At 47.3% G+C, this 25,310-nt stretch carries 18 protein-coding genes and 1 tRNA gene; 8 read left to right on the top strand and 11 right to left on the bottom strand.

The annotated features are described in order from the left end of the window. Nucleotides 1-2: 2 nt before the first annotated feature. On the bottom strand, nt 3-1,103 hold the full coding sequence (locus tag DK846_RS08710) for a V-type ATP synthase subunit C (RefSeq protein WP_281269825.1): 1,101 nt from the start codon (nt 1,101-1,103) through the stop codon (nt 3-5). Nucleotides 1,104-1,250: 147 nt separating this feature from the next. Here DK846_RS08710 and DK846_RS08705 point away from each other — a divergent pair, with 147 nt between their 5' ends. Together DK846_RS08705 and DK846_RS08700 are read left to right on the top strand one after the other, a co-directional pair. Then, nucleotides 1,251-2,012 carry a PP2C family protein-serine/threonine phosphatase gene (locus DK846_RS08705; RefSeq protein WP_146201184.1) on the top strand — a complete coding sequence of 254 codons (762 nt, stop codon included), beginning with the start codon at nt 1,251-1,253 and terminating at the stop codon, nt 2,010-2,012. A 70-nt stretch (nt 2,013-2,082) separates the two neighbouring features. After that, the gene (locus tag DK846_RS08700) at nt 2,083-2,553 is read left to right on the top strand and encodes an OsmC family protein (RefSeq protein WP_181391695.1); all 471 of its coding nucleotides are present in this window, start codon (nt 2,083-2,085) and stop codon (nt 2,551-2,553) included. On the opposite strand, the gene DK846_RS08695 is transcribed toward DK846_RS08700, so the two are convergent. The 5 genes from DK846_RS08695 to DK846_RS08675 all read right to left on the bottom strand — a co-directional run bounded on the left by DK846_RS08695 (nt 2,550) and on the right by DK846_RS08675 (nt 12,872). Continuing rightward, nucleotides 2,550-3,896 carry a PP2C family protein-serine/threonine phosphatase gene (locus DK846_RS08695; protein WP_109968548.1) on the bottom strand — a complete coding sequence of 449 codons (1,347 nt, stop codon included), beginning with the start codon at nt 3,894-3,896 and terminating at the stop codon, nt 2,550-2,552. The two genes, DK846_RS08700 and DK846_RS08695, sit on opposite strands and share 4 nt — an antisense overlap. Before the next feature lie 10 nt (nt 3,897-3,906). After that, entirely contained in the window at nt 3,907-6,150 is a 2,244-nt protein-coding gene (locus DK846_RS08690) for a PAS domain S-box protein (RefSeq protein WP_109968547.1), read from the bottom strand. Nucleotides 6,151-6,253: 103 nt separating this feature from the next. Further along, entirely contained in the window at nt 6,254-9,619 is a 3,366-nt protein-coding gene (locus tag DK846_RS08685) for a UvrD-helicase domain-containing protein (RefSeq protein WP_109968546.1), read from the bottom strand. Then, the gene (locus tag DK846_RS08680) at nt 9,616-12,684 is read right to left on the bottom strand and encodes a PD-(D/E)XK nuclease family protein (protein ID WP_109968545.1); all 3,069 of its coding nucleotides are present in this window, start codon (nt 12,682-12,684) and stop codon (nt 9,616-9,618) included. The genes DK846_RS08685 and DK846_RS08680 overlap by 4 nt, the downstream gene beginning before the upstream one ends. Before the next feature lie 103 nt (nt 12,685-12,787). Further along, nucleotides 12,788-12,872, bottom strand: a tRNA-Leu gene (locus tag DK846_RS08675). Nucleotides 12,873-12,976: 104 nt separating this feature from the next. On the opposite strand from DK846_RS08675, the gene DK846_RS08670 reads away from it, so the two are divergent. Next, a complete protein-coding gene (locus DK846_RS08670) occupies nt 12,977-13,582 on the top strand; it encodes a regulator of amino acid metabolism, contains ACT domain protein (protein ID WP_342769655.1) in 606 nt (201 codons plus the stop codon). Between the two features lie 19 nt (nt 13,583-13,601). Here DK846_RS08670 and DK846_RS08665 read toward each other — a convergent pair whose 3' ends face one another. The 5 genes from DK846_RS08665 to DK846_RS08645 are packed head-to-tail and all read right to left on the bottom strand — an operon-like array spanning nt 13,602 to nt 16,578. Beyond that, entirely contained in the window at nt 13,602-14,126 is a 525-nt protein-coding gene (locus tag DK846_RS08665) for an HDIG domain-containing metalloprotein (RefSeq protein WP_109968543.1), read from the bottom strand. Beyond that, on the bottom strand, nt 14,119-14,640 hold the full coding sequence (locus tag DK846_RS08660; RefSeq protein ID WP_109968542.1) for a transcription factor: 522 nt from the start codon (nt 14,638-14,640) through the stop codon (nt 14,119-14,121). Before DK846_RS08660 ends, DK846_RS08665 begins: the two co-directional genes overlap by 8 nt. Further along, nucleotides 14,640-15,728: an ATP-grasp domain-containing protein gene (locus tag DK846_RS08655; RefSeq protein ID WP_109968541.1), complete on the bottom strand. Its 1,089-nt coding sequence runs from the start codon at nt 15,726-15,728 to the stop codon at nt 14,640-14,642. The genes DK846_RS08660 and DK846_RS08655 overlap by 1 nt, the downstream gene beginning before the upstream one ends. Further along, nucleotides 15,725-16,261: a tRNA (cytidine(56)-2'-O)-methyltransferase gene (locus DK846_RS08650; protein WP_109968540.1), complete on the bottom strand. Its 537-nt coding sequence runs from the start codon at nt 16,259-16,261 to the stop codon at nt 15,725-15,727. The genes DK846_RS08655 and DK846_RS08650 overlap by 4 nt, the downstream gene beginning before the upstream one ends. Further along, nucleotides 16,258-16,578, bottom strand: coding sequence for a helix-turn-helix domain-containing protein (locus DK846_RS08645; RefSeq protein WP_181391694.1), 321 nt, complete (start codon nt 16,576-16,578; stop codon nt 16,258-16,260). The genes DK846_RS08650 and DK846_RS08645 overlap by 4 nt, the downstream gene beginning before the upstream one ends. Nucleotides 16,579-16,798: 220 nt before the next feature. Here DK846_RS08645 and DK846_RS08640 point away from each other — a divergent pair, with 220 nt between their 5' ends. The 5 genes from DK846_RS08640 to DK846_RS08620 all read left to right on the top strand — a co-directional run bounded on the left by DK846_RS08640 (nt 16,799) and on the right by DK846_RS08620 (nt 25,302). After that, nucleotides 16,799-17,542, top strand: a complete 744-nt coding sequence (locus DK846_RS08640; protein ID WP_109968538.1) for an SIMPL domain-containing protein — start codon at nt 16,799-16,801, stop codon at nt 17,540-17,542. Nucleotides 17,543-17,691: 149 nt separating this feature from the next. Further along, nucleotides 17,692-18,129 (top strand): hypothetical protein, encoded by a 438-nt coding sequence (locus DK846_RS08635; RefSeq protein WP_109968537.1) that lies wholly within the window; start codon nt 17,692-17,694, stop codon nt 18,127-18,129. 52 nt (nt 18,130-18,181) lie between these two features. Further along, a complete protein-coding gene (locus tag DK846_RS08630) occupies nt 18,182-21,670 on the top strand; it encodes a CHASE4 domain-containing protein (protein WP_109968536.1) in 3,489 nt (1,162 codons plus the stop codon). Between the two features lie 10 nt (nt 21,671-21,680). Continuing rightward, nucleotides 21,681-23,279, top strand: a complete 1,599-nt coding sequence (locus DK846_RS08625; protein ID WP_181391693.1) for a sensor histidine kinase — start codon at nt 21,681-21,683, stop codon at nt 23,277-23,279. 115 nt (nt 23,280-23,394) lie between these two features. Beyond that, on the top strand, nt 23,395-25,302 hold the full coding sequence (locus DK846_RS08620) for a response regulator (protein ID WP_109968534.1): 1,908 nt from the start codon (nt 23,395-23,397) through the stop codon (nt 25,300-25,302). Nucleotides 25,303-25,310: the final 8 nt, after the last annotated feature.

Raw genomic sequence — 25,310 nt, 5'->3', positions numbered from 1 at the left:
CTCTACATAACCAAGTATCGCCTGATATGGTCAGCATCAAGGCCGAACTGTTTTCCCCTTGCAATAGCCCGGAGGTTCGCAACCTCATGCCTCTTGTGTTCAAGGTACGAAAGAATAGGCAAAACCGAGAAAGGGTATCTCCTTGAAATCTGTTCGAGACGATGAAGACGAAGTCTCGTGACTGCCATCATCATCGCAAAGAGGGGTGTCTTTCGTTCAGCCCAGAGTTTCCAGATGAGATCTGCAGCATCAGCCTCGCAGACTGACTCATTGCATCTCACATCCTGCAGTGCCTCCATCAGAATCGGCAGGATCTTCGCCTGTTGCATTCCTGCAACAAATTGCTGTTTATCTTCTACAGGATACATCTGCTGGAAATATTCAGGCCTCAGGTTTCCTCCCGGTATTATGTATGGTTTGATGTCGGTCACCCTGCTTCCGGCCCTGAGCCTGAAGAGGTTTCTGATATTGACAATGTCTATCTCAAACCGCATGTACGGAAGGATAGCATCACCACCTCTGATACCAGATTTTGCATCCTTGTAATAATTCTTGTAAAATGACATGTAGAGGGAGTTTTCAACCTCTGCAAACAGCCCTTTCCGATATCCTGTGGCAAAACCGTCTTTTAGAATTGGATACAGTTCCCACTTCTCAAGCCCCTCGATAATATCATTTATTGTACGCTGTGAGAGCAGCGCCTCTATCTGTCCAGGAGATATCCCTCCTGCTGGGATCAGTACCTGCCGTATCTGGTCGGCAGGGATATTGAACTGTCTGCTCCGGAGCACAAGCATCACGTTCCAGATATCCCATCTGGCAAGGTACCGTACGGTGAGTTCATGAAGGGTTCCGGGAGTTATTGCAACCACACTCTGGTAAGTTTCAGCAAGGTTTCTGGTAAGGGCTCCTTCAATCAAAGCGATTCCAGAGAGACTACCGGCAAGTTCGTTCACCTCGTTCTGGTATTCGGTCTCACCAATAAATCTGCTAATCTGGTTGAGATCCATGTTTAAAAGCCGCATATACTGGTCTTTTTTAATGAGTCGTGCCTTCCTGACGGTCAATCTGGTACAGATATAGATATATGCAGTTGGGGTGATCGGAAAATGGTGCAGTCTTCTCCTCCTTTTAGTTACGGTTTATCGGTGAACCTTAAAGATGCACGGTCATCTCTGAAATCTTGGTAAAGGTGTATTTTGTGGATCAGAATACTCTTCTGGATCCGGGTATTAGGTACAGTAGATCTCATGATGTCACCACGCTGTTCTTACCTCACCCATCGTGGATACCTCCGGTCAGGTAACGAGGACAGCATCCTGGTTCCGGGAAAGGTGATCAATACTGCCAGCATGGACCAGGCTGAGATTGCAGATATTCCTGACCTGCCTGCTCTCTTCATGGTCGCAGATGGAATAGGTGGCGCAGTTCACGGTGAGGTAGCCAGCCGTACTGTTCTGGAGTACTGCTCACTGGTTCAGGTTCCTAAGTCCCCTACAGCAGTCATGGCGATGATCCAAGGGGCAAAAGAGACTCTTGACAGGATTGTCCGTGCTGATCCCTCATATACCGGTTTTGGGACAACAGTTGCAGGGTTAGTCCTCTTTTCTGATCATGCACTCATCTTCAACTGTGGGGACTCCCGGGTGTATCTCATCGATAATGGAAAGGCAGAACGACTCTCCCATGATCACTCGCTTGTTCAGGAACTTTGTGACAGCGGGGCCATAACAAGCGACCAGATGTATACACACCAGTACCGTAACATTATAACAGCTTCAATATCAGGTGATCCCAGCAGGGCTGCTCCTACGGTATTAGTAAACCTGGTTCCATGGTCCGGCACCGGACGATTTCTGATCTGCACTGACGGAGTCTGGGAGGTTGTCAGGGATGACATCATCTTCACCCTCGGTATGGGAAGTGATCTTCAGTCAGCCACTGATGCCCTGCTGAAGGCATGTCTTGATGGTGGAGGTCCTGATAATATCAGTATCGTTCTTGTTGGCTGATTCCATGGTGGTTTAAGAGACCACTTTTAATCTGCAAAAAGTTTAGGTTTGCTAACTCTGTATGAGTACCATGAAATCTGATATAACCTGGGATCAGTCACGGATGGAGTTTCAACCGGTCTCTATGATCGTCTCTCATACGGGCGGCATGAAATTCACTGCTGAAACCTCTTCAGGTCTGGCAATTCCGATTGATGCACATGTTCATCTCGGTGGAGGAGGTAAGATTCCAAACCCCATCGAGTACCTCATCGCCTCGCTAGGGGGTTGCGTCGGCATCAAGATCCTACTATCACTGAGCGATCAAGGGATCACTCCTGATCTGCTAACTATCAGGATTCAGGCAGAGAGAAGGCAGGAACTCCCCGCTGTGTTTGAACGGGTACATCTGGTTGTCACACTTTCCGGTCTGATTGGAAGCGACCAGATCTCAGAAATCATGACCAGAACCATGACGCATCTCTGCCCGATTGCTGCGATGTTTGCCGATGTTGGCAAAGTCACATTTGAGCATCATATCCTACCTGAAAAGAACTCTTAAGAATCCTGTCTTCCGATCACAAGAACGGTCACATCATCGCTGGGAATCCCGCTTCCAGCATATGTAAACACAAGTTCTGTGATAGTATGAACCGTGGTATCGGGGTCTGGTCCCTGCAGATCTGAAAGTGCTCTTATTACCGGCTCAACCCCGAGCATCCCAGTTTTATTCTCACACTCGGTTACGCCATCGGTGTACAGGACGAGTTGTTCACCGCTCTCGAGTCTGAATTCATTCTGCTGGTATTGGTAATCATCAAATGTTCCCACCGGGATGTCAGGCTCCATGTGGATCAGAGTAGCAGTGTTTTTACTCATGAGAAATGGGAGATTGTGACCAGCGTTAGCGTAAGTTATCAGACCGGTTTCAATATCCATTATTCCCACAAGAAGGGTTACAAAAAGACTGTCATTACTACTCCTGATAAGCCCCTGGTTCACCTGTGAGAGGATCTCAGCCGGGCTTTGCGAGTAGATGAGTGCATTGCGAAGCAGGGTCAGGGATGAAGCCATCACAAATGCTGCAGAGACTCCTTTTCCTGCAACATCACCGATACAAAAAAAACACCTGGTTGGTGTAATCTGTTGAAAATCGTAAAAGTCCCCACCCACTTCATGCATAGGGATCAGCTTTGCAGCAACCCTGATCCCTTTCATTGAGGGAATCTTTGCAGGCAGGTACCCCAGTTGAATCTCCCGAGCTGCAAGAACCTGTCCTTCAAGCCGTGAGGCAGTGCTGCTTATCTCCCGTTCCCTGGCAACGTTATGCATCAGCAGAGTGAAGAGGCCCATGCCGGTTGCGATCACCAGAATTTCTATTGAAGCAATGTTGAAGAGAAGGAGTCTCGAGAGGTCAATCCCCTGATAAAAGAAGAGAGTTATGATAGAATCAGCAGTGGTAAGGACTGCACCAAGCAGGACTGCATGCCAGACTTTGATCAGCCTCCTGCCGTTCAGCAGAAACACGATCCCACACACAAGTCCGTTCATGAGTTCCGTGAGTAGGGTATCTATCGGTATCCCGCCAGTTCCGGCTCCCTGAAGAAAAAGACCAAAAGCTGCTGCTCCGACTCCGGCAAATGGCCCTGCGATGAGCCCTGCCATATTGGGCCCAATCTTCTTGATGCTTAAGAAATCGGTTTCTGTACCGCTCCCTGCATAATACCCGAATGCATAGAGTATCCCAAAAATCACCGCCATTATGGCGATATATCGCCATGATTGCTCCTTTCCCGTGTATTTGTCTACGCCCTTAAGCCTTGTGAGCAGGTATGCTGCAAAGCAGACGGTTGACAATTTCTCAAGCAGATCTCCTATTACAAGGGGTTCAATAAGCATGGACATCGGTGATCATTCAGTTCTGCTCTCCTGCTCTTCGGGTTTCAATTCGCCACATTCCTTTTGGGACTGTGATCTCAAAGCGTGCACCTTCTCCCGGAACACCATTCTCTTCTATCGTGATACCTGTTATTCTGAGGATCTCACGTGATAAAAAGAGACCTAGTCCGGTATGAGCTCCGTACCCTCTATTGAAAATCTTTGATTTTTCCTCAGTTGAGATCCCACCACCGTCATCCTCCCAGATGATAGTGAGTGTATCCTCCTCTGGTTCAGTAGTTACTCTGATAGAATGTACATTTGCTCCGTGAGTGATCGAATCGTCTAATAAATTAAAGAACACCTTCTCAAACATCGGATCAGCAAGGACAGAGATATTTTTCGTATCTGATGAGATGGCGACAGAATCAGGCACCCAGATGGAATCGATGATCTGATCAAGTGATTGCCACTGTGGTTCATGAGAACCGAGATCCTCATACACCCTGGTAAACTCAATCTGTGCCCTGATGATCCTGATAGACTCATTAATTTTGCTGATATACTCTTCTGCCTCCTGATTGTTTGTCATCTCCCTGACAAGAACCAGAAGCCCGGTGATAACAGAGATCTTATTCAGGATATCATGCCTGGTAATCCCGGAAAGGAGGTTTAACTGCCGGTAAGCCTGTTTTAATTCGTCCTCCATCCTTTTCTGTTCAGTAACATCACGCCCGATGCCGATGATTGATTTTATCTCTCCCTGATCGTCGCGGTTCGGTGCATTGTTTGAGACATGCCATCTCCATGTTCCATCATGGTGAAGAATCCTGTACTTGATACCGGTCCGCCCTGTTCCGGTAGAAAGGATGGTTCTGACATGTTCATCACACAGGGAAAATTCATCGGGATGTACAAACTGGCAAAAATGTTTCCCAATGACATCATCAACTGGGTGGCCCAGGATGGCTGTCCAGTTTGGAGAAACATAGGTGAAGATACCATCAGGAGTCAGGTCATATACAATATCGTTGGCATTTTCAACAAAGGATCTGAATTTTTCTTCGCTCTGGCGTAATGCTTCAAGATCTGCAATCCGCTGGGTATTGTCAAAAAATGTTTCCAGCAGCATCTCCCTCCCCTGGAACTGGAATGGGTACCCGTTTTTTATAATTGGAATCTTTCTGCCGTCTGCGGTCAGTAAAATTCGTTCTTTATTATCGATGATCAGGTTGAGATCAGTAATCGGGCACTCACCAATTTCGGCAGGGCAGATGAATTTATGACATACTTTGCCAACAATATCTTCTTTTTCTGCTCCAATCAAGGCAGCGGCAGAAGGATTGAGGTCCATGATTGCATGGGTGTTCGCATCAACGATGAGGATCCCCTCTTTCACTGATGAGAAGATCTGGTTTAAAAAATTCCTGCTTTCAAGCAGGCTTTCTTCTGTCTGTTTCCAGTCAGATACGTCTCTGATTGTTTCTACAGCCCCGATGATATTCTTGTGTTTGTCTCGCAGCGGGCTTGCCTTAATCCAAAGCCATTGACATTTACCAGGTGGTCTCTGAATAATCGCTTCAGCGATAATCACGTTGTCCTGATCTCTGATGAAGGAAGAGTATGCTGATTCAGTCTCCTGATCTGGAAAAAGAACCAGATCTACCAGAGTCTTGCGATGTGAGTCATAAAATGGGATTGCATATTCAAAACCGGATCTTCCCATCATCGCTTCTGCCAAAACCCCGGTCATCTCCTCTAACACCTTGTTCCAGGCAATCACTGTTCCTTTTCGATCGATTGCAAACGATGCATCAGGAAGGGAGTTTATGATGTCAGATATCTGTAACTCTGACTTTTCTCTTTGAAAGTCAATTTTTTTATCTGATACTGCCTTTTCTATCTTGATTTGGAGTTCAGTAAACTGCTTGCAGGGATCCTCTCCCTTCTTTATGTAAAAATCAACACCACTCTCAAATGCCTGAATTACTGTCTCTTCATTTCCCTTTCCTGTGAACAGAATGAACGGAATGTAGCCATAATTTGTTCTGACATATTTGAGGAGATCTATGCCGTTCATTCCGGGCATCTGGTAATCAGAGAGGATGGCATCATAAGTCCCTGACAACATCATTTCCTGAGCGCCGGGTACTGATATTGCAGTATCTACTCTGAATCTGCCTGTTGCTTCAAGATTTTTTTTGGCAAGGGAGAGGAGATCAGGCTCGTCATCTACATACAGCACTGAAATAGGCTTAGCAGGATGAGACACCTGATTCATTTATCGCTCCTCTGTTTTATTGTGCAGATCTGGCACTGTTCTGCTGTTTCTAATACCAGATTAAAACCTGCTTAATTCGCGTTATTCCTCTGTCTGCTAACTATTATGTATTTACGATTTTGTTTTGTTGGTCACTCCAGACCTCATGTATAATCTTGATAGCAGCCTCTTTCTCACCTGAATTCATATACATGAGTTCTCTTTCAAAAACTCCATATAATGCAGCGGTGGCTGGTTTCATACCCAGAATTTCTGCTGCCTGCCTGTAGATCTCGGTCTGGATTCGGTAGGCTTTCTTTTCGCAAAGTTCTGACTTTGAAAGGATATCGCTCTTGTAGTCGATCACGAGCCACGATCCATCCTGATTCTGAACGATACAATCGATCCGCCCGGTCACAGCCGCTTGGCCGATTGTTATAGTGAAAGGAAGTTCACGTTTGATCTGTACTCGCTGTTTGAGTTCAGGAAGCGACTCAAACCGTTGTAATGCCTCTTTGAGCTCCTGCTGAAGAACCGGGTCAGTTATTTCCCATTCTCTGATTACTCTATCCGGATCTTTTCCTCTGAGCACTTCGTGGATTGCAGTTCCAAAGGCTGCTCCATAGCCTTCATGTTGCTGCCCGGCAGGCTCGTCAATTGTGCTTGCAATCTCTGTTACCAGCAGGGGTGCTATTGGTTTTTTTCCAGTGATCTGTGGTAACACAAATCGTCCTGGCTCATCACGTAATTCATCAGGGATAGTAAACGGAGGTGAGATCTGTTGTTCCTGAATGAGTCTTTTATCAGGCTGAACAATCCGCATTGAAAGATCCATTCCGTCCGGTGATACAAGATGGATTTCACCGTCCTCTATTGCATTACCGGTAATACCCAGTTCTTTCCAGATCCAGTCAAGCCGTGTATCTTTGCTTCCATCCGGAAGTTCATCTCCAATCTCACCACTCATGATCAGGTGATCTGCTGCCCGTGTTAGTGCAACATATAAAAGCCGTTTCTTCTCTGCAAGCAGTTTTTCTTCCTGCCTGCTTTTAAGGAGAGAATAAACCGGAGTCTCTACAGTCTCAAAGTCATCTTCAGGATCAGGTATTCTCACTCCCATGAGTGGTCCGGGTCCTTCCATGAGAATCGGAGGCTGGACCCGGTTTGATCGCTGGCCCATTTCAGGGACAATGACCACCGGGAACTCAAGTCCTTTGGCTCCGTGAATGGTCATAATTCTCACAGCATCAAGTCCAGGGTCATCAACCATCGCCTCTCCTTCCTGATCCCCGGTTTTTACCGCTTCAGAAAGATCCGCGACGAGATCTGGGAGTTGGTATCTCCCTTTCTCTTCCTGTGCCCTGACCATCTCCTGGAGTTTTCTGATGTTTGAGAGGATCTGCTGCCCCTCGGCGAGTCCGCCATACACAGCAAAAATTCCAGACTCATCAAGTACCGACTGGATCAGATCTGAAACACGCCATCTTCCTGCCCTGCTTCTCCAGGTAGCCAAAAGGTCGTATGCCCGGGCAGCCGGTTCGAAGCTCTCTCCTCGCTTTTGGAGCCTCTTAAAGAATGTTCCTCTCCCGGATCTCTGGATATGAGCGATATCGGTATCCTTCATCCCGATATACGGGGACCTGAGCAGCCCGACAAGGGATATATCGTCGTATGGTTTTTGCAGGAATGTGAGAAGGTTAATGAGATCCAGGATCTCCTGACGCTGGTAAAAGCCGGAGCCTTTGTGAACATAGTACGGGATGTTTCTTCTCCTCAGGGCGTGAAGAAACTCACCTAGTTTTGTCCGTCTTTCAAGCAGAATGGCAATGTCTCTCCACGCTGCCGGTCTTGTAGTAAACGTCCGCAGTCCATCTCCGTCCCTATCTCCCTCTTCATAGACCTCAAGATAATCTCTGACAATTGACAGAATCTCATCTGCCACTGCTTCAGGTTCTGATACCTCTCCGTTTTTGTGTGTAAGGAGCAGGCTGACGGTTCCTGAATGTCCAGCCCGTTCATCAGAGACCAGGGCTGGCTCGTACGGAAACTCCCACGGCTTTTCTACGCTGTGGAAAAGACCCGCGAAGAGGATGTTTACAAAGGTAATGACGGCAGGTGAACTTCTGAAACAGACATCAAGCGGGATCTCCTTTCCACTGCATTTGTCAGTTATCAGAGAGGAAGCATCACGGAACCTCGTCACATCTGCCTCCCTGAAGAGGTAGATAGACTGCTTGGGGTCACCGACGATGAAAAGACTCTGCATGCCAGGGTCTGGTCTGCCGGCAATTGCGGTTACAATCTCAAACTGGGCAGGATCAGTATCCTGGAACTCATCAACCAGGATGTATCTGAACTGTCTTTTGTAATGCTCTGCTACCAGGCCCTGGTGATCCCGAAAGAGCCTTCTGCAACTTCGTATCAGGTCTGCAAAATCGATGCCTCCTGCAGCAGCCTTCTCTTCTTCCACCAGTTCACAAAACCGGGCAAATGAAATTCCCAGAGCATTCAGGAATCTGATTGTGCGGATACTGAACTGATCACCGGGATTAAATCTCATCGCTGCGACAGCCGGTGCTCTGTCAAGCATCTCGTTGAGTTGTTTGTATGTCTCTCTTAGTTCAGAGAGTATCTCTTCAGTCCAGAGTTTCTTAGAGCCGCCGGCTCCTAGTTTCACTTTCTGATACCGGGTAGCAGCATCAAGGAATTCGTCCACTGCCCCGTCACTGTCCATGACCTCAAGAAACGGCCTGACCTTCTGGAGATATATCATCGCCTTGTCTTCAGGTGAAACATCCATCCGTGAAAAAGCGATGAGTGATCTCACCGTCTCTCTGAACCTGTAACTTTCCCTGATCTTTTCTGCTTCTGTTTCCCGGTGTGCCCTGATCTCGTCCTGCCAGAATGAGATCACTGTATCCTGATCTGCTCTAATACTCTCAAAGAATCTTTCAGCCTCATCCCTGCGGGAGTACAGCGTTCTGATCATCTGCTCAAGGTTAAAGGCTCCCACAGTTGCAAGGGCATACACGACATCGCCTTCTTCTGACGGGGCATGGATCAGATCCTGATAACAACTTGTGAGGATCCGGGATGCTTCCTGTTCATCCAGGACAACAAATGATGGTTCGATCTGTGCTTCAAATGCAAACTCCCGGAGTACCTGGGCACAAAATGAATGAAATGTCTGGACCGGGGCTATCAAAAATTCTGCCCGTGTCTTCTCCCAGAATTCTCCCTTCTTCTCAACAAGACTCTTTCTGATACGTTCCTTCATCTCAGCTGCTGCTTTGTCGGTAAAGGTGAGAGCGAGGATGTTCCTGACTGATATCGGGTCTTCGTATCGCTTCTTTCCATCCCCAAATGTTTCAAGAAGGTTCAGGTATTTGTTGACCAGAACATGGGTTTTCCCGGTTCCTGCTCCAGCGGTGACTACCAGAGAGCGGTCATGGGTAGTAATCGCTTCAATCTGACGCGGTGTTCCGTTCATGACTCATCCCCGCTGGATATCCTGTAACGATCAAACCTGCATATCCCGGAGAATTCACAGTACGGGACCTGGCAGGTGTCTGGTAGGGGGAATCTTCCCGATCTTATCTGATTGATGCAATCCCGGGCCGCTTCAAGCGAACTTAAGATCACCTCGCGAAAACCACTGGTTGCCCTGCTGGTACCTGCTGAGATGAGATTTTTCTGATCAGGGCTCAGTAACGGCCATGTCTGTTTTACCCTTCTGCTGATCTCACAGTATGAACCCGCAATACCGGTAAGAGGGATCTCATCACTTTCATGCATCTTCTCAAGAGCCAGCAGGTAAAGAGGAAGCTGAAGGGCGGTTCCCTCCTTGATCCCTTTGGCACTCGGGTACGAACCTCCGGTCTTATAATCGATGATTGCAAAAAACCCGTCACTGGAGATATCAACCCTGTCGATCCTCCCCGATATCAGGATTGGTTCTCCTTCACCCTGGTCCAGAAGAACCCGATGGTCATCAGCTGCCTCTCGTGTTGCATCATCCTCTTTTTCATCAGAGTTTTTATCCTGGCGTTCTCTTATCTCAAGTTCAAAGAACCTGGGGAGGAGTGATGAGTCTTCCCGTGCAGCTTCCCGCATGAGAAACCGGTCAAACAGTCCAGAGGTATCCGGGGTCCCAAAGAGAGAGAGAAGTGCTGCATGCCATGCTGAACTTGTGAAATGATATCTTCCACTTTTCTCTTTCCCGATCTCTTTGAGAAGTCTTGCAGCTTCTGGGAGAGTTTGCCTGGTGATATGCTTTGGACCGTCCTGTGACCACTGCCTGAAGAAATCGCATATGGTCTCATGGATGAAGGTACCCCGCTGTGCCGGAGTGAGAGATGGGTCAACTTCCACAAGCGGAAAGAGATTGAGCACACGCTCAAGAAAGAAACGAAACGGACAGGTGGCATAGGTCTCAAGTCTGGTTGGTGCCCATACTTTTTCAGGGCCGAATTTTTTAGAAAGCCAGGCAGCAATATCCGGATCATCAGACACAATCCCGTCATATGGTGAGTCCGGGGCACCGGTCCGGTACCAGTCTTCCATCAGGATTCTCTCTGCAACAGAGCCATACGTCTGGTTTACAGGAAGAAGATCAAGGATATCATCTGCACAACCAGTCCCTTTCGTTATAACACTCCCGGCAGAGATAGAGGCGTTTCTCTTTGACCTGGTGATTTTAGGGTTCCATTCCAGGTAGTTCAACCTCTGCCTCACCTCTTCCAGGAACGGTGAGGTCAGCAGGGTCTTCTCGCTCCTGGTCCGGGGTGCTGAAAGGTATGCCTGCCTGCCGGCAGAGATGGCACTGATAAAGGAGTATTGTTCCCCGCTGATCACTTCGGCCAAGTTTCTGCCTCCAAGCACCTCTGACTCTGCAGATGTAAGGAGCGGGAGCCTGGTAGAGGGCCTTGGGATATCTCCTTCAACAAGCCCGGCAAGAAAAAGGACCGGCAGGTTCAGGTGAGCAGTCTCTGATAGCCTCATAACAGTGACCCCACCATGATCCTCGGCGATGGTTACCAGTTCCTCAAGCAGGTAATTCAGGTACCTGTTGAATGATCCGGCTCCTATCTTCCTGTCCGGGTCAGTCATTACAGAAAGCCTTGTGAGACAGGCATCAAACCGCTCCCATGCCCTCCTCTCGCGTTCTGATACTCTGTTTATGTCCGGGTTTCCGATGAACTCTGGTTTTACCCAGTGCTTAAGGATCAGGCGCAAAGCAGTTACATGATCTGCCAGAGTCTGCTCCATTTTTAGAGTGAGAAGGGAGGTCTGGAATGTAACGATAAACGTTCTCACCGCATTCAAGGCATCTGGATCAACAGGTTCTCCTCTCTCATCACCGGCTTCGCAGTTGCTATCTCCAGCCAGTGCTTCAAGGTCATGGTCCCAGGAAGTCCCGTCCATGATTCGTGCTTTTCTGAGTATTGTATCTATTACCCCGACTTCTGGCAGTCTGATATCTAACTGTTCTGTTTTAAAGAACGGGCTCGAAATAAGGCTGATCAGATCTTCACGTGGAAAATTATTCACAACCAGCGAGGGAAAGAGGGAAAAAAAACCAACTAGTGGTTCCCTGTTCAGGGCTTCACCGGTTAAAACACGGCAGGGGAGATTGAAGTCCTGAAAGATTCCGGTGATCAGGGAATGGGAAGATATGTCCGGCAATGCTACTGTGATATCATCAAGTGCCACGCCGCTGTTGTTGAGGGTGCAGATCTCTTCTGCAATGGATTCGAACTCCTCATGCGGACTCTGGAAGATCCCGATCCTGATTTCGTTGTGGTTATGGCATTCCTCACCGGTAAAAAGGCCAGACAAAGATGGTTCATCCAGCGGAGAAATTCCGTCTCCAAACCAGTCCGGGAGATCAAAAATTTTGCTGTCTTTCCCGGTTGGATAATCATACCTGCAGAGTTTGGCATGATCCCTGATTGCTAGGATGAGTTCTTTTTCACGGAGGAGGGGCCGGTGAAATCCCCGGAATATCACAGTTCCAAAACTGAAAGATGACCCATCATCAATCTCAGAGATGGTCCAGTCGATAAGTCCGGTTGCGTCAAGCAGGTTTTTCTCAAGAAGGGTAGCCTCATACGCCTCCAGTGCCCGGTGTATCTGCTGGCATTTTTCTGAATTCTGTATCAGGACCGGTTTAAAAAAATCGATTCTCCGCTGAGATATGATGTCCCTGAGTGCGAGGAGATCCTTCAGGGTTGTGGGAGCGGGATTGTGCCGTGAAAAAAAGAATGGGATATCATTCCGAATGGCTTCAAGTGTCTCTGACAGGATCTGGAGTGACTGACCGTCAGAGATCAGTGTGGTCAGGGAGCCTGCACTTTCATGACAGCGCCTGCAGAACTCACGCAGTGTTGTGATCTGATCAGGGATTATCGGAACTTTACTGCTGATATATGCATCCTGGATCGCCCTGGCAAGATGTGTTGTTGGAACTAGCAGAAAATCCCTGTCAGATGAAGGAGAAAAATCTGTGAGGTTTGAAAGCAGTGAGTCAGTATGATCATCAGGGCCGGTTCTCATCGCAGGATATCACCTTGGATGTACCGTTTATCTGCTGATCATGTGATACCGACGTATCAATGTGAAAAAAGACAGCTCCTGCTCTCTGAATATGTAAGAATAATGTGGGAGAAGGGATTTGAACCCTCGAACGCCTTCGCGACAGGGCCCTCAACCCTGCTCCTTTGACCTGGCTCGGATACTCCCACGCAGAATAGAAGATGACACTGAATTTCTTCAGTCATCACAAGCAAAGAACACCCCGAATCACTCAGATTTCTGACGGGTCCCTTTGACTGCGTGCCTGAATAAGGTGGACGCACCAGCACTTATACTTATTGACTTGAGTCTCCATGATCTCTTCTCTTCCGATCCAGAGAGGCCCGTTATTTATCTTTGCCAGATCAAAACTCTGCATCATATGTGGTCGGCTATTCTCTCCGGTTTTTCAGATTCTCCGTCCCAGGGAAGGGTTGTCAGGTTTCTCCTAGAGAACGGATTCGGGGTGAATGAGGAGGGAAGGATCTGCTGTAACTCTATCCCTATCGCATCAACACAGATTGGCCAGCGGGTGGGTGTTGATCGCAGGGTGGTGGACACAACTGCAAAGCGCATCCTTGATTCCCAATACAGAGATATTTTCCTATCAATGAGGGCGACCCCCGATGTGACCCTCATTGCTGACAAACTCTCACTCTCGGTTATTACGATCCTTCCTGATGACGCCACCAGGACCGGAATCGTTGATGCCTGCATTCACGTCCTCTCCTCTCATGGGATTGGGATAAGACAACTCTTTGTCACTGATCCCCATCTCTCCGAAGATCCACGGCTGGTCATTATAACAGAGAGTGTAATTCCTGCTCAGGTTATCGAAGATCTCAGAGCACTGCCGGTGGTCAGACGGCTTATCCTCTAATTTGGGGAAACAAAAAAGTTCAGGGAAGTCTGCTGCCCGCGAGTGCTTCGAGTTCATCAGCAAGCGCTGTAAATCTTGCCTGAACATCATGTGGAAACTTCTGGATGGATACATCAAGATCGCTTCTCGTGATGATCCCTGATCCTTTCACCAGATTATCAGCATGTGCTACGATCTTCTCCTCAATCGTTTCAGGAATTCGATCCTCTTCTGAAAGCCCGAATCCTTTTCGATCACTTCGGTTCAGGCCAGCACCGATATGTCGCTCAACGATCCGGCATATCTCCTGTGAAAACCCGGTTTCTCTGCAGATCCTCCCTCCCGCATCGGCATGATCCATGCCATGTGTCTCTGATCTGCCGATATCATGAAGAATAGCACCGGCAGCAACGAGATCGCGATCAACTTTTGCTGTACCGGCAGAAAGGATCAGGTCTGTTATCCTTACCGCAACCTCACGCACCGTGATGCAATGTGAGATTACCTGGGGATCACAGCCTGCTTCTTTGAGATATCTGATATACTTGTCCCCGGGATCAGGCATACCCGAGGGTTTCCTTCATCCTGGCAATCCGACGTGCCAGTGCATCTACAAGAGGATCATTATCAAAGTGGGACATCTGCTTTTCACATGCAGGGCATGCGAACTGGCTATCCATTGCATCATAGAACGTGGATACGCATCCACATTCCTTGCAGATGTAAAAGTCGTTCTGCTCCTCGTAAAAGTGACGCTTCTTCAGTTTTGTAAGGATCACGTCCATGTCCTTTGCAACTGCGTCATAGATATTGGAGAGCTGTAGTTGCCACAGATAGGTCAGCCAGCCTGTCTCGTTATTCTTAATCCTCCGGTATCGTGCAAGCCGGTGCTCATACAGGGTATAGAGCGTGTTCCTGACTGAGTTCAGGTTAATCTCGGTCAGTTCGGCCAGTTCTTCGTCGCTGTACTCTTTCCCCTCAGGGAACCGGCGGACAAGGTCCATCCCCTCATCACCGATCATCCGGTGCAGGTACGCCACGATCGCCGGCTCCTTGAGCAGCTCTTCTACGGTGACCATTACCCTATATATTGGGTTACTCTTCTGATAGTATTATCCAGTGTGAGTCGGGCTGATGCCTCGTCTTCTCCTTCACCGTACACACTGATTACAGCATCTCCTTGTTCAAACGATGCCGGAGGAACCGGGATATCTGCAACGTCGGGGATAAGAGCTGATAGATCTATCCTGATGGTCAGGTCACGGGGTGCAAAGAGGATCTGCCTGATGCTGGTTTTTTCTGCTTTTGGAATCGTATCCGGGAGAACACCGTTACAGGCATCGATATGCATTTTTACAAGGTTGCAACCGGTCGCCCGTTCGATGGTATCAAGGGTTGCAACAAACCTGGGATTGACTTCTATCGCGGTGATTTTGGTGTCTGTTACAAGAAAGTCGATACCCAGAACTCCACAACACCCGGATGCAGATGCAATCTTCTCAGCCATTATGCACATCTGCTCTGCCAGGGGATGGCAAAATGGCGTGACTGATCCGCAGAATCCAAATCTGGCTTCCTCACTCCCCCGTAAAATCTGGAGGTTCGCGGCAACTGCCACAGCCTTATGCCCGTTTGCAACGCAGCAGACCGAAGCCGGGATACCTGGCATCAGTTCCTGAAGAAGGTATGGTTCATCTGGAAAGAGACTCTCCCATGCCCTGATATCCTCTTCACTTGTAACAAGAGCGTTTCTCCAGCCCCCTGATCCCCGACATGGTTTGAGCATCGCAGGAAAAACTCCCGGCAAAACCCTGGCAGGAACAGGAAACCCGTGCTCCTCGAAGAACTGTTGTGTTAAAGATTTGTCCAGGAATTTTGCTGCCGTACCTGGGTCTGTTCCCAGTATTGGAACTGGAAGATCCTGAAGATCTTCAGCACCGGATGTTGTGATAACCGCGTCTACCTTTTGTTCTCGACAAAAGGAACGGATCAGATCAGGAAGTTCTGCAAGCTCTTCAAACCGTTTGTATGCGAATACAAGACGCCTCAGATCCTGGTCACAAAAATTATCGATAGCACAGACTTCAAGTCCTGCCCTGACCGCTGAAGAGACTACATGCCTGGTTGAGAATCCGGCAACCAGGATTCTCTGAGTTGCTCTGGTCATTCTTCAGGTTTGATCTCCTCGACCAGCTTGCCTTCCTTGCAGGGAACAACTCTCACCTGTGCATTTGGGAATTTCTGGACAAGGGCATCTTTTCCCATCAGGTGGTCAAGGAAGATAGCCATACTCGAGATTTCTGAGTGTGGCTGGTTACTGACCGCGACATTGAAATCTGCCAGATGATACACCTCTCCAGGTACTTTCTCAGCACCAACGACTACGAGAATCTTATCACGGGAAAGGATCTCCTCCTCGACATCGGGCAGGTTTAGTCCAAACATGGTGAGATGCACTACCGTTCCACCTGCCTCTTTCCAGCGGCGGATACACGAATGCCAGCCTACATCGTTCTCAACAAAGAATTTGCCACCCCAGCGTTCACCAACATCAAGGATACTCTTTACAATCCCGGTGTCATTGGATGACAGATACATTCCGGTTGCACCGAGAGCCCGGGCTGTCAATCCAACATGAGTTGTGACACGCTGATCCCGCTGCGGGCGGTGACCAAGCCTTAAAATTGCAACCTCTTTCATCCCTGGTTCCCCGAATCATCCTGATTCTTATCTTCTGGTTGCTTAGCCGCGGTTTTCACTTTTATAACTCCATTTTCGATGAAAATATCTGAAAAAGGATCCTGGTTTATCTGGCTCGAAAAAATGAACTCTTCAAGAGAGCAGACGCGATATCGATCACCACGGCATTCCACGAGGCGGGTTTTCTTAAGTCGTTCCAGTGACTCTGAAACCTGTTCCTGCGAAAAACCGCTCTTCTCGCAGATCTCATCTGCAGTGTTGTTTTTCTCTTCGCATATGACGTGGTAGATTATCCAGTCGTACTCTTCTGCTCTCACGCTTGGAAAAGATTGGTATGAATGACTATTATAGTGAATGCAGGAGGCTGGAGAAAAATCATGAATTACTCCGTTCCTTTGTGATCTCGAGAGGATCCATCGTGGTTGAGGGCCGTGATCGCCCGGAGAACAATTGAACAAGATTGGGCTTTGATGATGTGATCGTCACTAATGTTCAGGATAACAGAAAGGGTATGTACCTACACTGTGAGATCAGAGCATGCAGTTCTTACGCGTATGTGTTGTGCTGGTACTGGTCCTTTTTCTCGCTGGTATTTCATATGCAGATGATACCAAAGAGACAAAGACAAATCAGATCCATGTGTCTGGCAGTGGAACCATCAAAACCACTCCGGATCGGTGTGAGATATCTTTCTCGGTTGTAACAAAGAATCCTGATGTTAAAGCTGCACAGAAGGAGAATGCCCGCAAGATGGATGGTTTGATGTCCGTTCTCAAAGATCCTGCGAAAGGGAATCTTACCCCAGCAGAAATCAGTACAAGTTCATATTCTATATCAGAAGTATACAGCCCTGATGACGCACTCAAGGCGAAATTCGGGGATAATGTGACCATATACGAGGTCTCGAATACCATATCAGTTGAGACCTCACAACTCGATTCAGTAGGGGATCTTATCGATATGGCGGTTGCAAACGGTGCAAATAGTATCAGTTCTCTGAAATTTACCCTGAGCAAGCAGAAAACTGCCGAATTGCGCAGTGAAGCTCTTAAGATCGCTGTAGAAAAAGCACGTTCTGACGCCGATGCCACTACGTCTGCCCTTGGAACCGGTGTCGGGGCGGTGCATGAGGTGACAGTTGAGGACAGTTATAATCCCCCTGTGTACTACAATCAGGACTTCAGAACTGAAAAACTGGCTGCAGCAGCTCCTTCAACTCCAATAGAGCCCGGTAGTGTGGATGTCAGCGCACGGGTTTCAGTAACATACGAGATTGCCTGATTGAGATTATCAAAAATTTAATCTTTTTTTAACCTTTTCTCCTGTCCTAGACCCTTGTGAATACTGTCTGGTTTTATAGGAGGAAAGGAGATTCATTGATATCAGCCCGCTCAAAGTGGCATGAGTACCTGTAAACAAATGTGATAAATATGAAGAGACATCTTTCCGTTTTCATCCGGTTCCTTGTTTTAGGCGGACTTCTCTCCCTGGTGGTTGCAGGTAGTGCTGTGTATGCACAAGATCAGGGAAGAAATGTGTCAGGTACTAGTGGAATTATAGGAGATGACAACGGGTTAATCCAGACACTCCTTGGTTTTCTGAAAGATGTGGGTATTGATCTCTCATATGGGGAAGATGGAGGGACTATTTTTTCAATGGTTGATGAATCCCTGACCAGGGTCATCACTGACCTGTCTTCCGGAAAAAGCGAAGGGTTTTTAGATATTCCTCTGATAAATGAGACTTTTGCCTATCTCCATATCAATCCCGGTGATATCATTGTTGACCCGGAAAAGGTCCAGGGTACCATGCCTGCCCTGAGGTCTTATGAGTCACAATATGGTAACAAGAGCAGTTCGATGAGATAAAACCGGAGATAAGTTAATTGATATCGACTACAAATCACTTCCAGGGTTTTTGTTGATACATTCACTGATTTCATTTCTTTTTCCTGATTACAAACCAGGTGACCGGACCGGACCGTTCCTGATAAGAAGGAAACTGGTTCTGCCAATCCTGTTTCTTATATTGATTTTAGCCATTCTTCTGATTCTCCATAACTCGGAGATGATACTGAACTCGTATGCTGAAGCAGAAGATGCAAGCACCCGATTTGCTCTCATGGGTGTTGGCAGCGTGATAACATCATATGCCGAAACATTTGAGAGAATAACCCTTGATTATGCAAAGTGGGATGAAACTTATGATTTTATAAGGGAGCCGGATGACCGCTATCTCCAGGAGAATCTGCAGGTCAGATCGTTGAAAAACCTTGGAATCACTTATGTCTCTATTACTGATGCAGATGGAAAGACTCTGTATCTTAAACAGTATGATCCTGATACATATGCTGAAATAACTCCGGTTTTTCTTCCTGGTATGTTGACATCATCTGAAGATAATCCTGGAAATACCCGGACATCACTCGTATGCACAAATGGCAGTTTTTTGGTGGTTTCACAGGCAGGGATCAGCAACTCATATGATAATCTTTCTCCAGCAGGAGTACTCACTTTTGGTTCTCCGATTCAGCCAAAAATAAACAAAAAAGCTCACGATCTCATGCTGAATGACACGAAAGTAAGTGTGGTATCCTCAATACCTCATTTGACTTCAGTCCCTGCCTTTAATCTCTCAATAGAACCTGTTGCAACCCTAGGGGAGCAGAACGAGACATGGAAGTCAGGAACATTATCGTATACTGATCCCTTCTCATCTTCAGAGATCCAGATTACCTTATCTGGAGATAAGCACCTGTTACCGCATGGAAGAATATATGTATCAACTTCCTTTCTCCATTCCGTAATTTTCTGTCTCATAGCAATACCTCTCGGGATTCTCATTATCTTTCTTCTCTTCCGCAGGCATGATCAGGTCCGATCCCAAATCATTGCACAAAACGTAGAACTGGCAGCATTGAAAGAGCGTCGTGAAATTCTTGACAAATTTCACCAGGTCCTCGACCAGTACCTGTATGCCGGTCTTGAAAGTGACCAGAATATCCCTCTGGTAACGAAAGGTGTTTCAGGGATGCTTAAGACCGAAGCTACCTTCTACACCCGGTTTGAAGATGAGGGGTACTCACTCGTCAGTTCCTGGCCTGAAAGGGATACTAATGTCCATAAATGGCTGGCCGAATTTTTCTTATCACAGCCGGATCATCCGAGTTCCTCATTTTCTTTTGGTGGGGAATATGTACTCTCAATTGATGATTTACCTGAAGAAGGGAGAAATCTCGTACAAACAGTATATCCGGGAGCACGGATAGTTGTTTCAAGAGCCATTAGTGTTTCCGGGAAACAGGTTGGCGATCTCTCTCTCCTGCTATCAGGCAACGAACATGAGAGTGAGGTAAACCAGATCATGCTGGATCTGATTGTTCATACACTGAGCGGTGAAGAGAACCGGAGAAGAACAAAAGCTGCATTGAATCGGCGAGATCTTCTTCTTGAAGCCATCGGATATTCAGCTGCGCAGGTAATCGGTGATCTAAGCGACTCCTCGATCATCGAGATCCTTCATAAGATCGTCAAAAAGATGGGGATCAGCGAAGCTCATTATTTTGCCTGGCATATGGATTCTTCAGGAGACCCGGTTTTGGCCCATGATTATGTATGGGTGCAAGAAACCGCAGACTTCTCTGAAGATCAACTGACCTGGGATGAGATCCTTGAAAGTCCTCTCAAATCCGTCATTTTTGAGATGCAGAGTCCGGTGGCAGGTCCTGCAGAAAAATTTCGAAAAGAGCAGGAGTTCCTGACATGTCAGGGCATCAGGTCCATCGCCCTGATTCCATTTATTGCAAGAAGAGAAACACGGGGGGTGCTGGTACTTGTAGATCGGGTCCGTGATCGTTCATGGCATGCATCAGAACTTGATGCTCTCCGCATTGCCACCAACATGCTTATGGCTGCACTGGTACGGATCGATTCAGATGAGGAACAAAAGAAGAGAGATGAGAACTTTCAGCAGTTTTTTGATCATCTGAATGATTTTGTCTTTATTCTGGATTCTGATGGTAGGATTATAACGGCAAATCTCTTTGCACAGTTGGAGACCGGTATCAGGGCTTCAGATATGAGAGGGATGCGCCTTTCAGGTCTCTTCACCTCACGATGGATGAACACCCCCCTGTCGCCTGACGAAAACAGAATGTCTGCGCAGGAGCGGACTGCATTTCTTCTGACAATTGAAGGAAAGGAGATCCCGGTAGAGATTAGATATCTATCAGGTATATGGAATGAAAGTCAGGCAGTGTTCTGTATCTGTAAAGATATATCTCATCTCAAGCGTTCTGAGCACAAGTTTGCAACAGCGTTCAGGTCAAGCCAGGTTCTCCACGCTATTTGGAATTTACGTGAAGAACGTCTGATTGATGCCAACGAAACATTTTTTGAGACCACCGGTTACAGTGCAAAAGAGATCCTGAAATCAACTCACTGGTCAGGGTACGGGATCATCGATCCTGATCAGTTCCTGCATATCAAAGAAACCATCCTTACCGAAGGTTCAATTCGCGGGCTTGAACTCCCACTAAAGACTAAAAGCGGGGAGATACGGCATGGCTCACTTTATGGTGCTCTTATCGAGATAGATACCGATCCCTGCGTCCTCTTTTCTATCGCTGATATCACAGAACGGATACGGGCTGAACAGAAGGTACAGGATCTCCTGAAAGAACTTTCAGCTTCAAACAAGGGGCTCCAGGATTTTGCCCATATCGTTGCCCATGATCTCAAAGATCCCCTCAGAGGTATTTATTCACTGGCATCCTGGATAGGCGAGGATTATTTTGAACAGATAGGACCGGATGGCCAGCGATATGTTGGCATGATAACTGACCAGATCCAACGGATGTATCAATTGATCGATGGAATTCTTGCCTACTCACAGGCTGGCATAGTCAGAGAAGACCGTGTCCCGGTTAATATCAGGGATATTATAAACGAAACCCTGCAGATTCTCTCTCCTCCTCCATCTGTGAACATAGTAATTGAAACAGGTCTGCCTGTCCTAACAGCCGAGCGGACAAAGATTCAGCAGGTTTTTCAGAACCTCATCAGCAATTCCCTCTCCTGCCTGAACCGGGAAGATGGAGAGATACAAATCAGTGCGTATCCTTCTTCTGATAAGGATGGCACTCCTGTTGAACCGGACTCTGATAACACAGGCAAGAGTCCTGGTTTCTGGACATTTGAGATCACAGACAACGGCCCTGGTATAAATCCTGCTCTTCATGAGTCTATCTTTGAGATCTTCAGATCATACCCTTCCGGGAATGCTAAGAAGAGTTCTGGTATCGGTCTCTCCATTGTCAAACGGATTGTTGAAACGTCAGGCGGATCAATATGGGTTAAATCAGTTCCTGGTGGTGGGGCTACATTCTGTTTTACATTAAAAAATGGATAGGGGTTGTTGCATGATGCCGATATTTACGGCAGATAAGCCGGTAATCAGGATTCACTATATTGAAGACAACCTGATTGACCAGCAAGCACTAACCCGGGTGGCTCAGAAAAAGTCCTTACCATATCAGATAGATCTCTCGTCGTCCCTAGCCGAGGCTCGGTCCCGAAACCAGATGTATGATCTGGTAATCTGCGACTTTTTCCTATCTGACGGGACCATCCTTGATCTTCTCCCCACATTTGATACCCGGACCCCGGTAATTGTTGTGACCGGGCAGGCAGATTTGAACAATGCAGTCACTGCACTAAAGCTTGGGGCAAAGGATTACCTGGTAAAAGATCCTGAACGTGAGTATTTAAATCTCCTTCCAATCCAGATTGAAAACCTGCTTAAACAGCAGCGGAATGAACGCGACAGAAAACGGCTCTCCTCGCTCTTATTTTCTGTGGGGGGGGCGATTCCGTTTGGGGTGTATCTGTATGAACCCATAACAGGGTCCGTGATGTATGCAAATAATGCATTTTTCTCAATCTGGGACTTTGATACTGAGACATCGGAGTCACTGTTGACTCACGATTTAATTTCCAGACAGATTAAAACCCTGCTCAAATACGAGGGTGATGACCTTCCTATGTTCCCCTTGGGTGAAGATGGAATTTCAGGAATTGCCAGATCGGGAGAAGTTAGAGTTCGGAATTCAAAAACGATACGCTATTACACAGACCGGATCCCTATAGAACCTGGGGATCCTCCTTGTTATGTGAGTATATTTGAAGATAATACTGCCCTGAGCCAGGCACACGAGGCGGTAAATGATTACTCCCGCAGGCTTGAGCATCTGAATGCATCTCTAGATCAGCGGGTTCAGGAGCGGACACAACAACTTGAGGATCTGATGAAAAAACAGCGTGATCTGATCGTAAATATTGGACACGACCTTCGCACTCCTCTCACCCCGCTTGTAGCCCTGCTTCCATATCTTCAACATAACGAGACCGATGGCGAGAAGAAGAATACTCTGAGAGTTCTCTGCGAGAGTACGATGATGATAAGGTCCCTGGTGGAAGAGATCCTGATGACGGAAAACCTGGGAGTTGAGAAATCCGCATTTAGTCAGCGGGATACGAGGCCTTGTGATCTTGGTAGTATGGCAGATGAGATTATCGAAGCTTCACTTCCGGTCATAAGTTCTAAAGGGCTTTCTATCAGGAATGACATCAAGCCCGGGATGATGATTCGGATCAAGTACATTCATCTCCATCTCATTCTTGAGAAATTGATCAATAATGCATTGCAATTTACTGAACCTGGAGGAACTATTACCCTTCATGGTGGAAAAGATCGCGAATATACCTGGTTTTGTGTATCAGATACGGGAATCGGTCTGACACATGAGGATTCATCCCGGATCTTTGACGATTTTTACAAGGCTGATGCATCACGGAGTGACCTTCTGTCTCACGGGCTCGGCCTCTCAGTAGTCAGGAAACTTGTTCTTCTCAATAACGGCCATATAACGGTAAAGAGCGACGGTCTAGGCATGGGTACCCGGTTTTGTGTCTCCCTCCCGGATCGTTCCGTAAGGTCCAACCAGCCTATGTGGGACTGAAAAGAACAATAATTAATTCTGTCTGCCCAGAACCCGCAAAGTCACTCTCCACTGGAAATCACAAGGAACTAAATAATCGACTTCATTATATACTCTATACGAGAATTATTCATTGATGCAGGTTCTGTATATTGAAGATAGTTCTCTTGATCGCATGGCATTCGAACGTGTGGTCAGGAAGAGTTACCTACCTATCCAGTATACCTGTGCCGAAACCCTAACAGAAGGGTTGAATCAGATAAAATCAGGAAATTTTGATATCATCATTGCCGATCTGAGACTCCCGGATGGTTCTGCTTTGGATCTGCTCAGTCAGGTTGGGAACTCAGGTCTTGCTATCATCATCCTTACCGGGGTGTCAGATGTAGAGACTGCTGTTCGGGCGATCAAGAATGGTGCCTCTGATTATATTGTGAAAGATCCATCACGTGAATATCTGGCAGCTCTCCCTGGTCATCTAGAGAATATCATCAGGGCACGAATAGATACTTCTCGTGAACGGCTTATCGGCAGTATGTGTAGGTACTCAACTGAGTCTTCCCCTGTCGGTGTCTTTGTCAGGGACTACCTCACCGGCGAACCACTCTTTTTTAACTCCTGTTTCGCCTCTCATTTCGGACTCCCTCCTTATGGTGAGTTTGTCAAAACCTCAGCAGAGAAGGCAGAGTTCTGGGATGATCTCTGTAAGAATCATGGCATCCCTGTTGACCAGATCAATAGGGCACGATATGAAACAGGAGAGATACTCATACATAACATGAGTCTCCCTGATGGGAGGGTTGTTCCACTTTACTCTACAATAACGGGATCAGAAAAAAATACCTCCATGAGGCAATTTATCTTCTTTTTTGATTCAGGATTTGACCTGACTTCTCACCCTGTACAGGAAGAGGCAACACCCGATTCTCTTCCAGTTCTTGCAGCCGGGATAGCCCATGAGATGAATAATGTTTTCACTTCCCTTCTCTGTGATCTCTCGCTTGTAAAAGAACTCGCTTCCCGGGAGAGTGATCTGCAGATTTCATGTTTTGATCGGGCAGAACGTGCAATCCAACAGGGCAGGGATGTAGCCTCGCGTCTTCTCACCTATGCGGACGGAGGGTATCCGCTGATAACCACAATCTCACTGCAGGATCTTATGACAGAAGTCCTCTCGCTTCATCATCAGAATGATGCCAGAATAACCCTCAAAATACCTCCTGATCTCGATATGCTTAAGGTTGATCCTGACCTGATGAGGACTGCACTTCGTGCAATCGTCATGAATGCAGTGGAGGCGTCTCCTGATCTCCCGATTGATATCATCGCTGCCAATTCCGGAGAATATCAGGACCGAGATCAGAATAAAGGGTCGTTTGTCAGCGTTGAGGTCAGAGATGAGGGTCCTGGCATAAGAACACAGGATCAATCAAAGGTGTTTGATCCTTTCTTCACTACCAAGGAAGGGCATCTTGGTCTTGGGCTGACTTCAGCCCGCTCAATCATCGAGCGTCATGGTGGTTCCATCAATCTCTCTTCATCTTTACTGGATGGGACCTGTGTTCGAATTCTTCTCCCATCTGTCTCAGGCCTATCTTCAGTTACCGGGTCTTGTACTGAATTGCAGAAAGGGGTTTCATCCGGAGTCAGAATTCTGGTGATGGACGATGAGCCAGGGATCAGGGAGGTGCTTCAACTCATCCTGAAACGTGAAGGTTTTCAGGTTGATGTGGTGGGAAAAGGAGAAGATGCGATAGTCGCAGTGGCTCAGGCATATGACGAACTAAACCCATACCAGGTAGTAGTCCTGGACCTGATTGTCCCGGGAGGAATGGGGGGAAAGGAAGCAATACAGGAGATTAGAAAGATATCGCCTTCAGTCCTTTCTATCGTCTCGAGCGGATACTCAGACGATCCGATAAGTTCCCGGTTTCAGGATTACGGATTTGATGCATCTCTTCCAAAACCCTATCACCCAAAGGATATGATTTCACTCCTCTTTTCTCTGCTAGATGAACATTACTGTAGTAAAAAGTCCCAGTAACCATCTCA

Source organism: Methanospirillum lacunae (genome assembly GCF_003173355.1).
Classification (GTDB): domain Archaea; phylum Halobacteriota; class Methanomicrobia; order Methanomicrobiales; family Methanospirillaceae; genus Methanospirillum; species Methanospirillum lacunae.
This window is presented reverse-complemented; position numbering and strand designations above follow the sequence as displayed.

Coding starts and splice junctions, on each gene's coding strand:
- DK846_RS08635 (WP_109968537.1), top strand. CDS start 17,692: ATGAAGAGACATCTTTCCGTTTTCATCCGGTTCCTTGTTTTAGGCGGA.
- DK846_RS08685 (WP_109968546.1), bottom strand. CDS start 9,619: ATGAACGGAACACCGCGTCAGATTGAAGCGATTACTACCCATGACCGC.
- DK846_RS08680 (WP_109968545.1), bottom strand. CDS start 12,684: ATGAGAACCGGCCCTGATGATCATACTGACTCACTGCTTTCAAACCTC.
- DK846_RS08650 (WP_109968540.1), bottom strand. CDS start 16,261: ATGAAAGAGGTTGCAATTTTAAGGCTTGGTCACCGCCCGCAGCGGGAT.
- DK846_RS08620 (WP_109968534.1), top strand. CDS start 23,395: ATGCAGGTTCTGTATATTGAAGATAGTTCTCTTGATCGCATGGCATTC.
- DK846_RS08690 (WP_109968547.1), bottom strand. CDS start 6,150: ATGAATCAGGTGTCTCATCCTGCTAAGCCTATTTCAGTGCTGTATGTA.
- DK846_RS08660 (WP_109968542.1), bottom strand. CDS start 14,640: ATGGTCACCGTAGAAGAGCTGCTCAAGGAGCCGGCGATCGTGGCGTAC.
- DK846_RS08700 (WP_181391695.1), top strand. CDS start 2,083: ATGAAATCTGATATAACCTGGGATCAGTCACGGATGGAGTTTCAACCG.
- DK846_RS08640 (WP_109968538.1), top strand. CDS start 16,799: ATGCAGTTCTTACGCGTATGTGTTGTGCTGGTACTGGTCCTTTTTCTC.
- DK846_RS08655 (WP_109968541.1), bottom strand. CDS start 15,728: ATGACCAGAGCAACTCAGAGAATCCTGGTTGCCGGATTCTCAACCAGG.
- DK846_RS08695 (WP_109968548.1), bottom strand. CDS start 3,896: ATGTCCATGCTTATTGAACCCCTTGTAATAGGAGATCTGCTTGAGAAA.
- DK846_RS08705 (WP_146201184.1), top strand. CDS start 1,251: ATGATGTCACCACGCTGTTCTTACCTCACCCATCGTGGATACCTCCGG.
- DK846_RS08665 (WP_109968543.1), bottom strand. CDS start 14,126: ATGCCTGATCCCGGGGACAAGTATATCAGATATCTCAAAGAAGCAGGC.
- DK846_RS08625 (WP_181391693.1), top strand. CDS start 21,681: ATGATGCCGATATTTACGGCAGATAAGCCGGTAATCAGGATTCACTAT.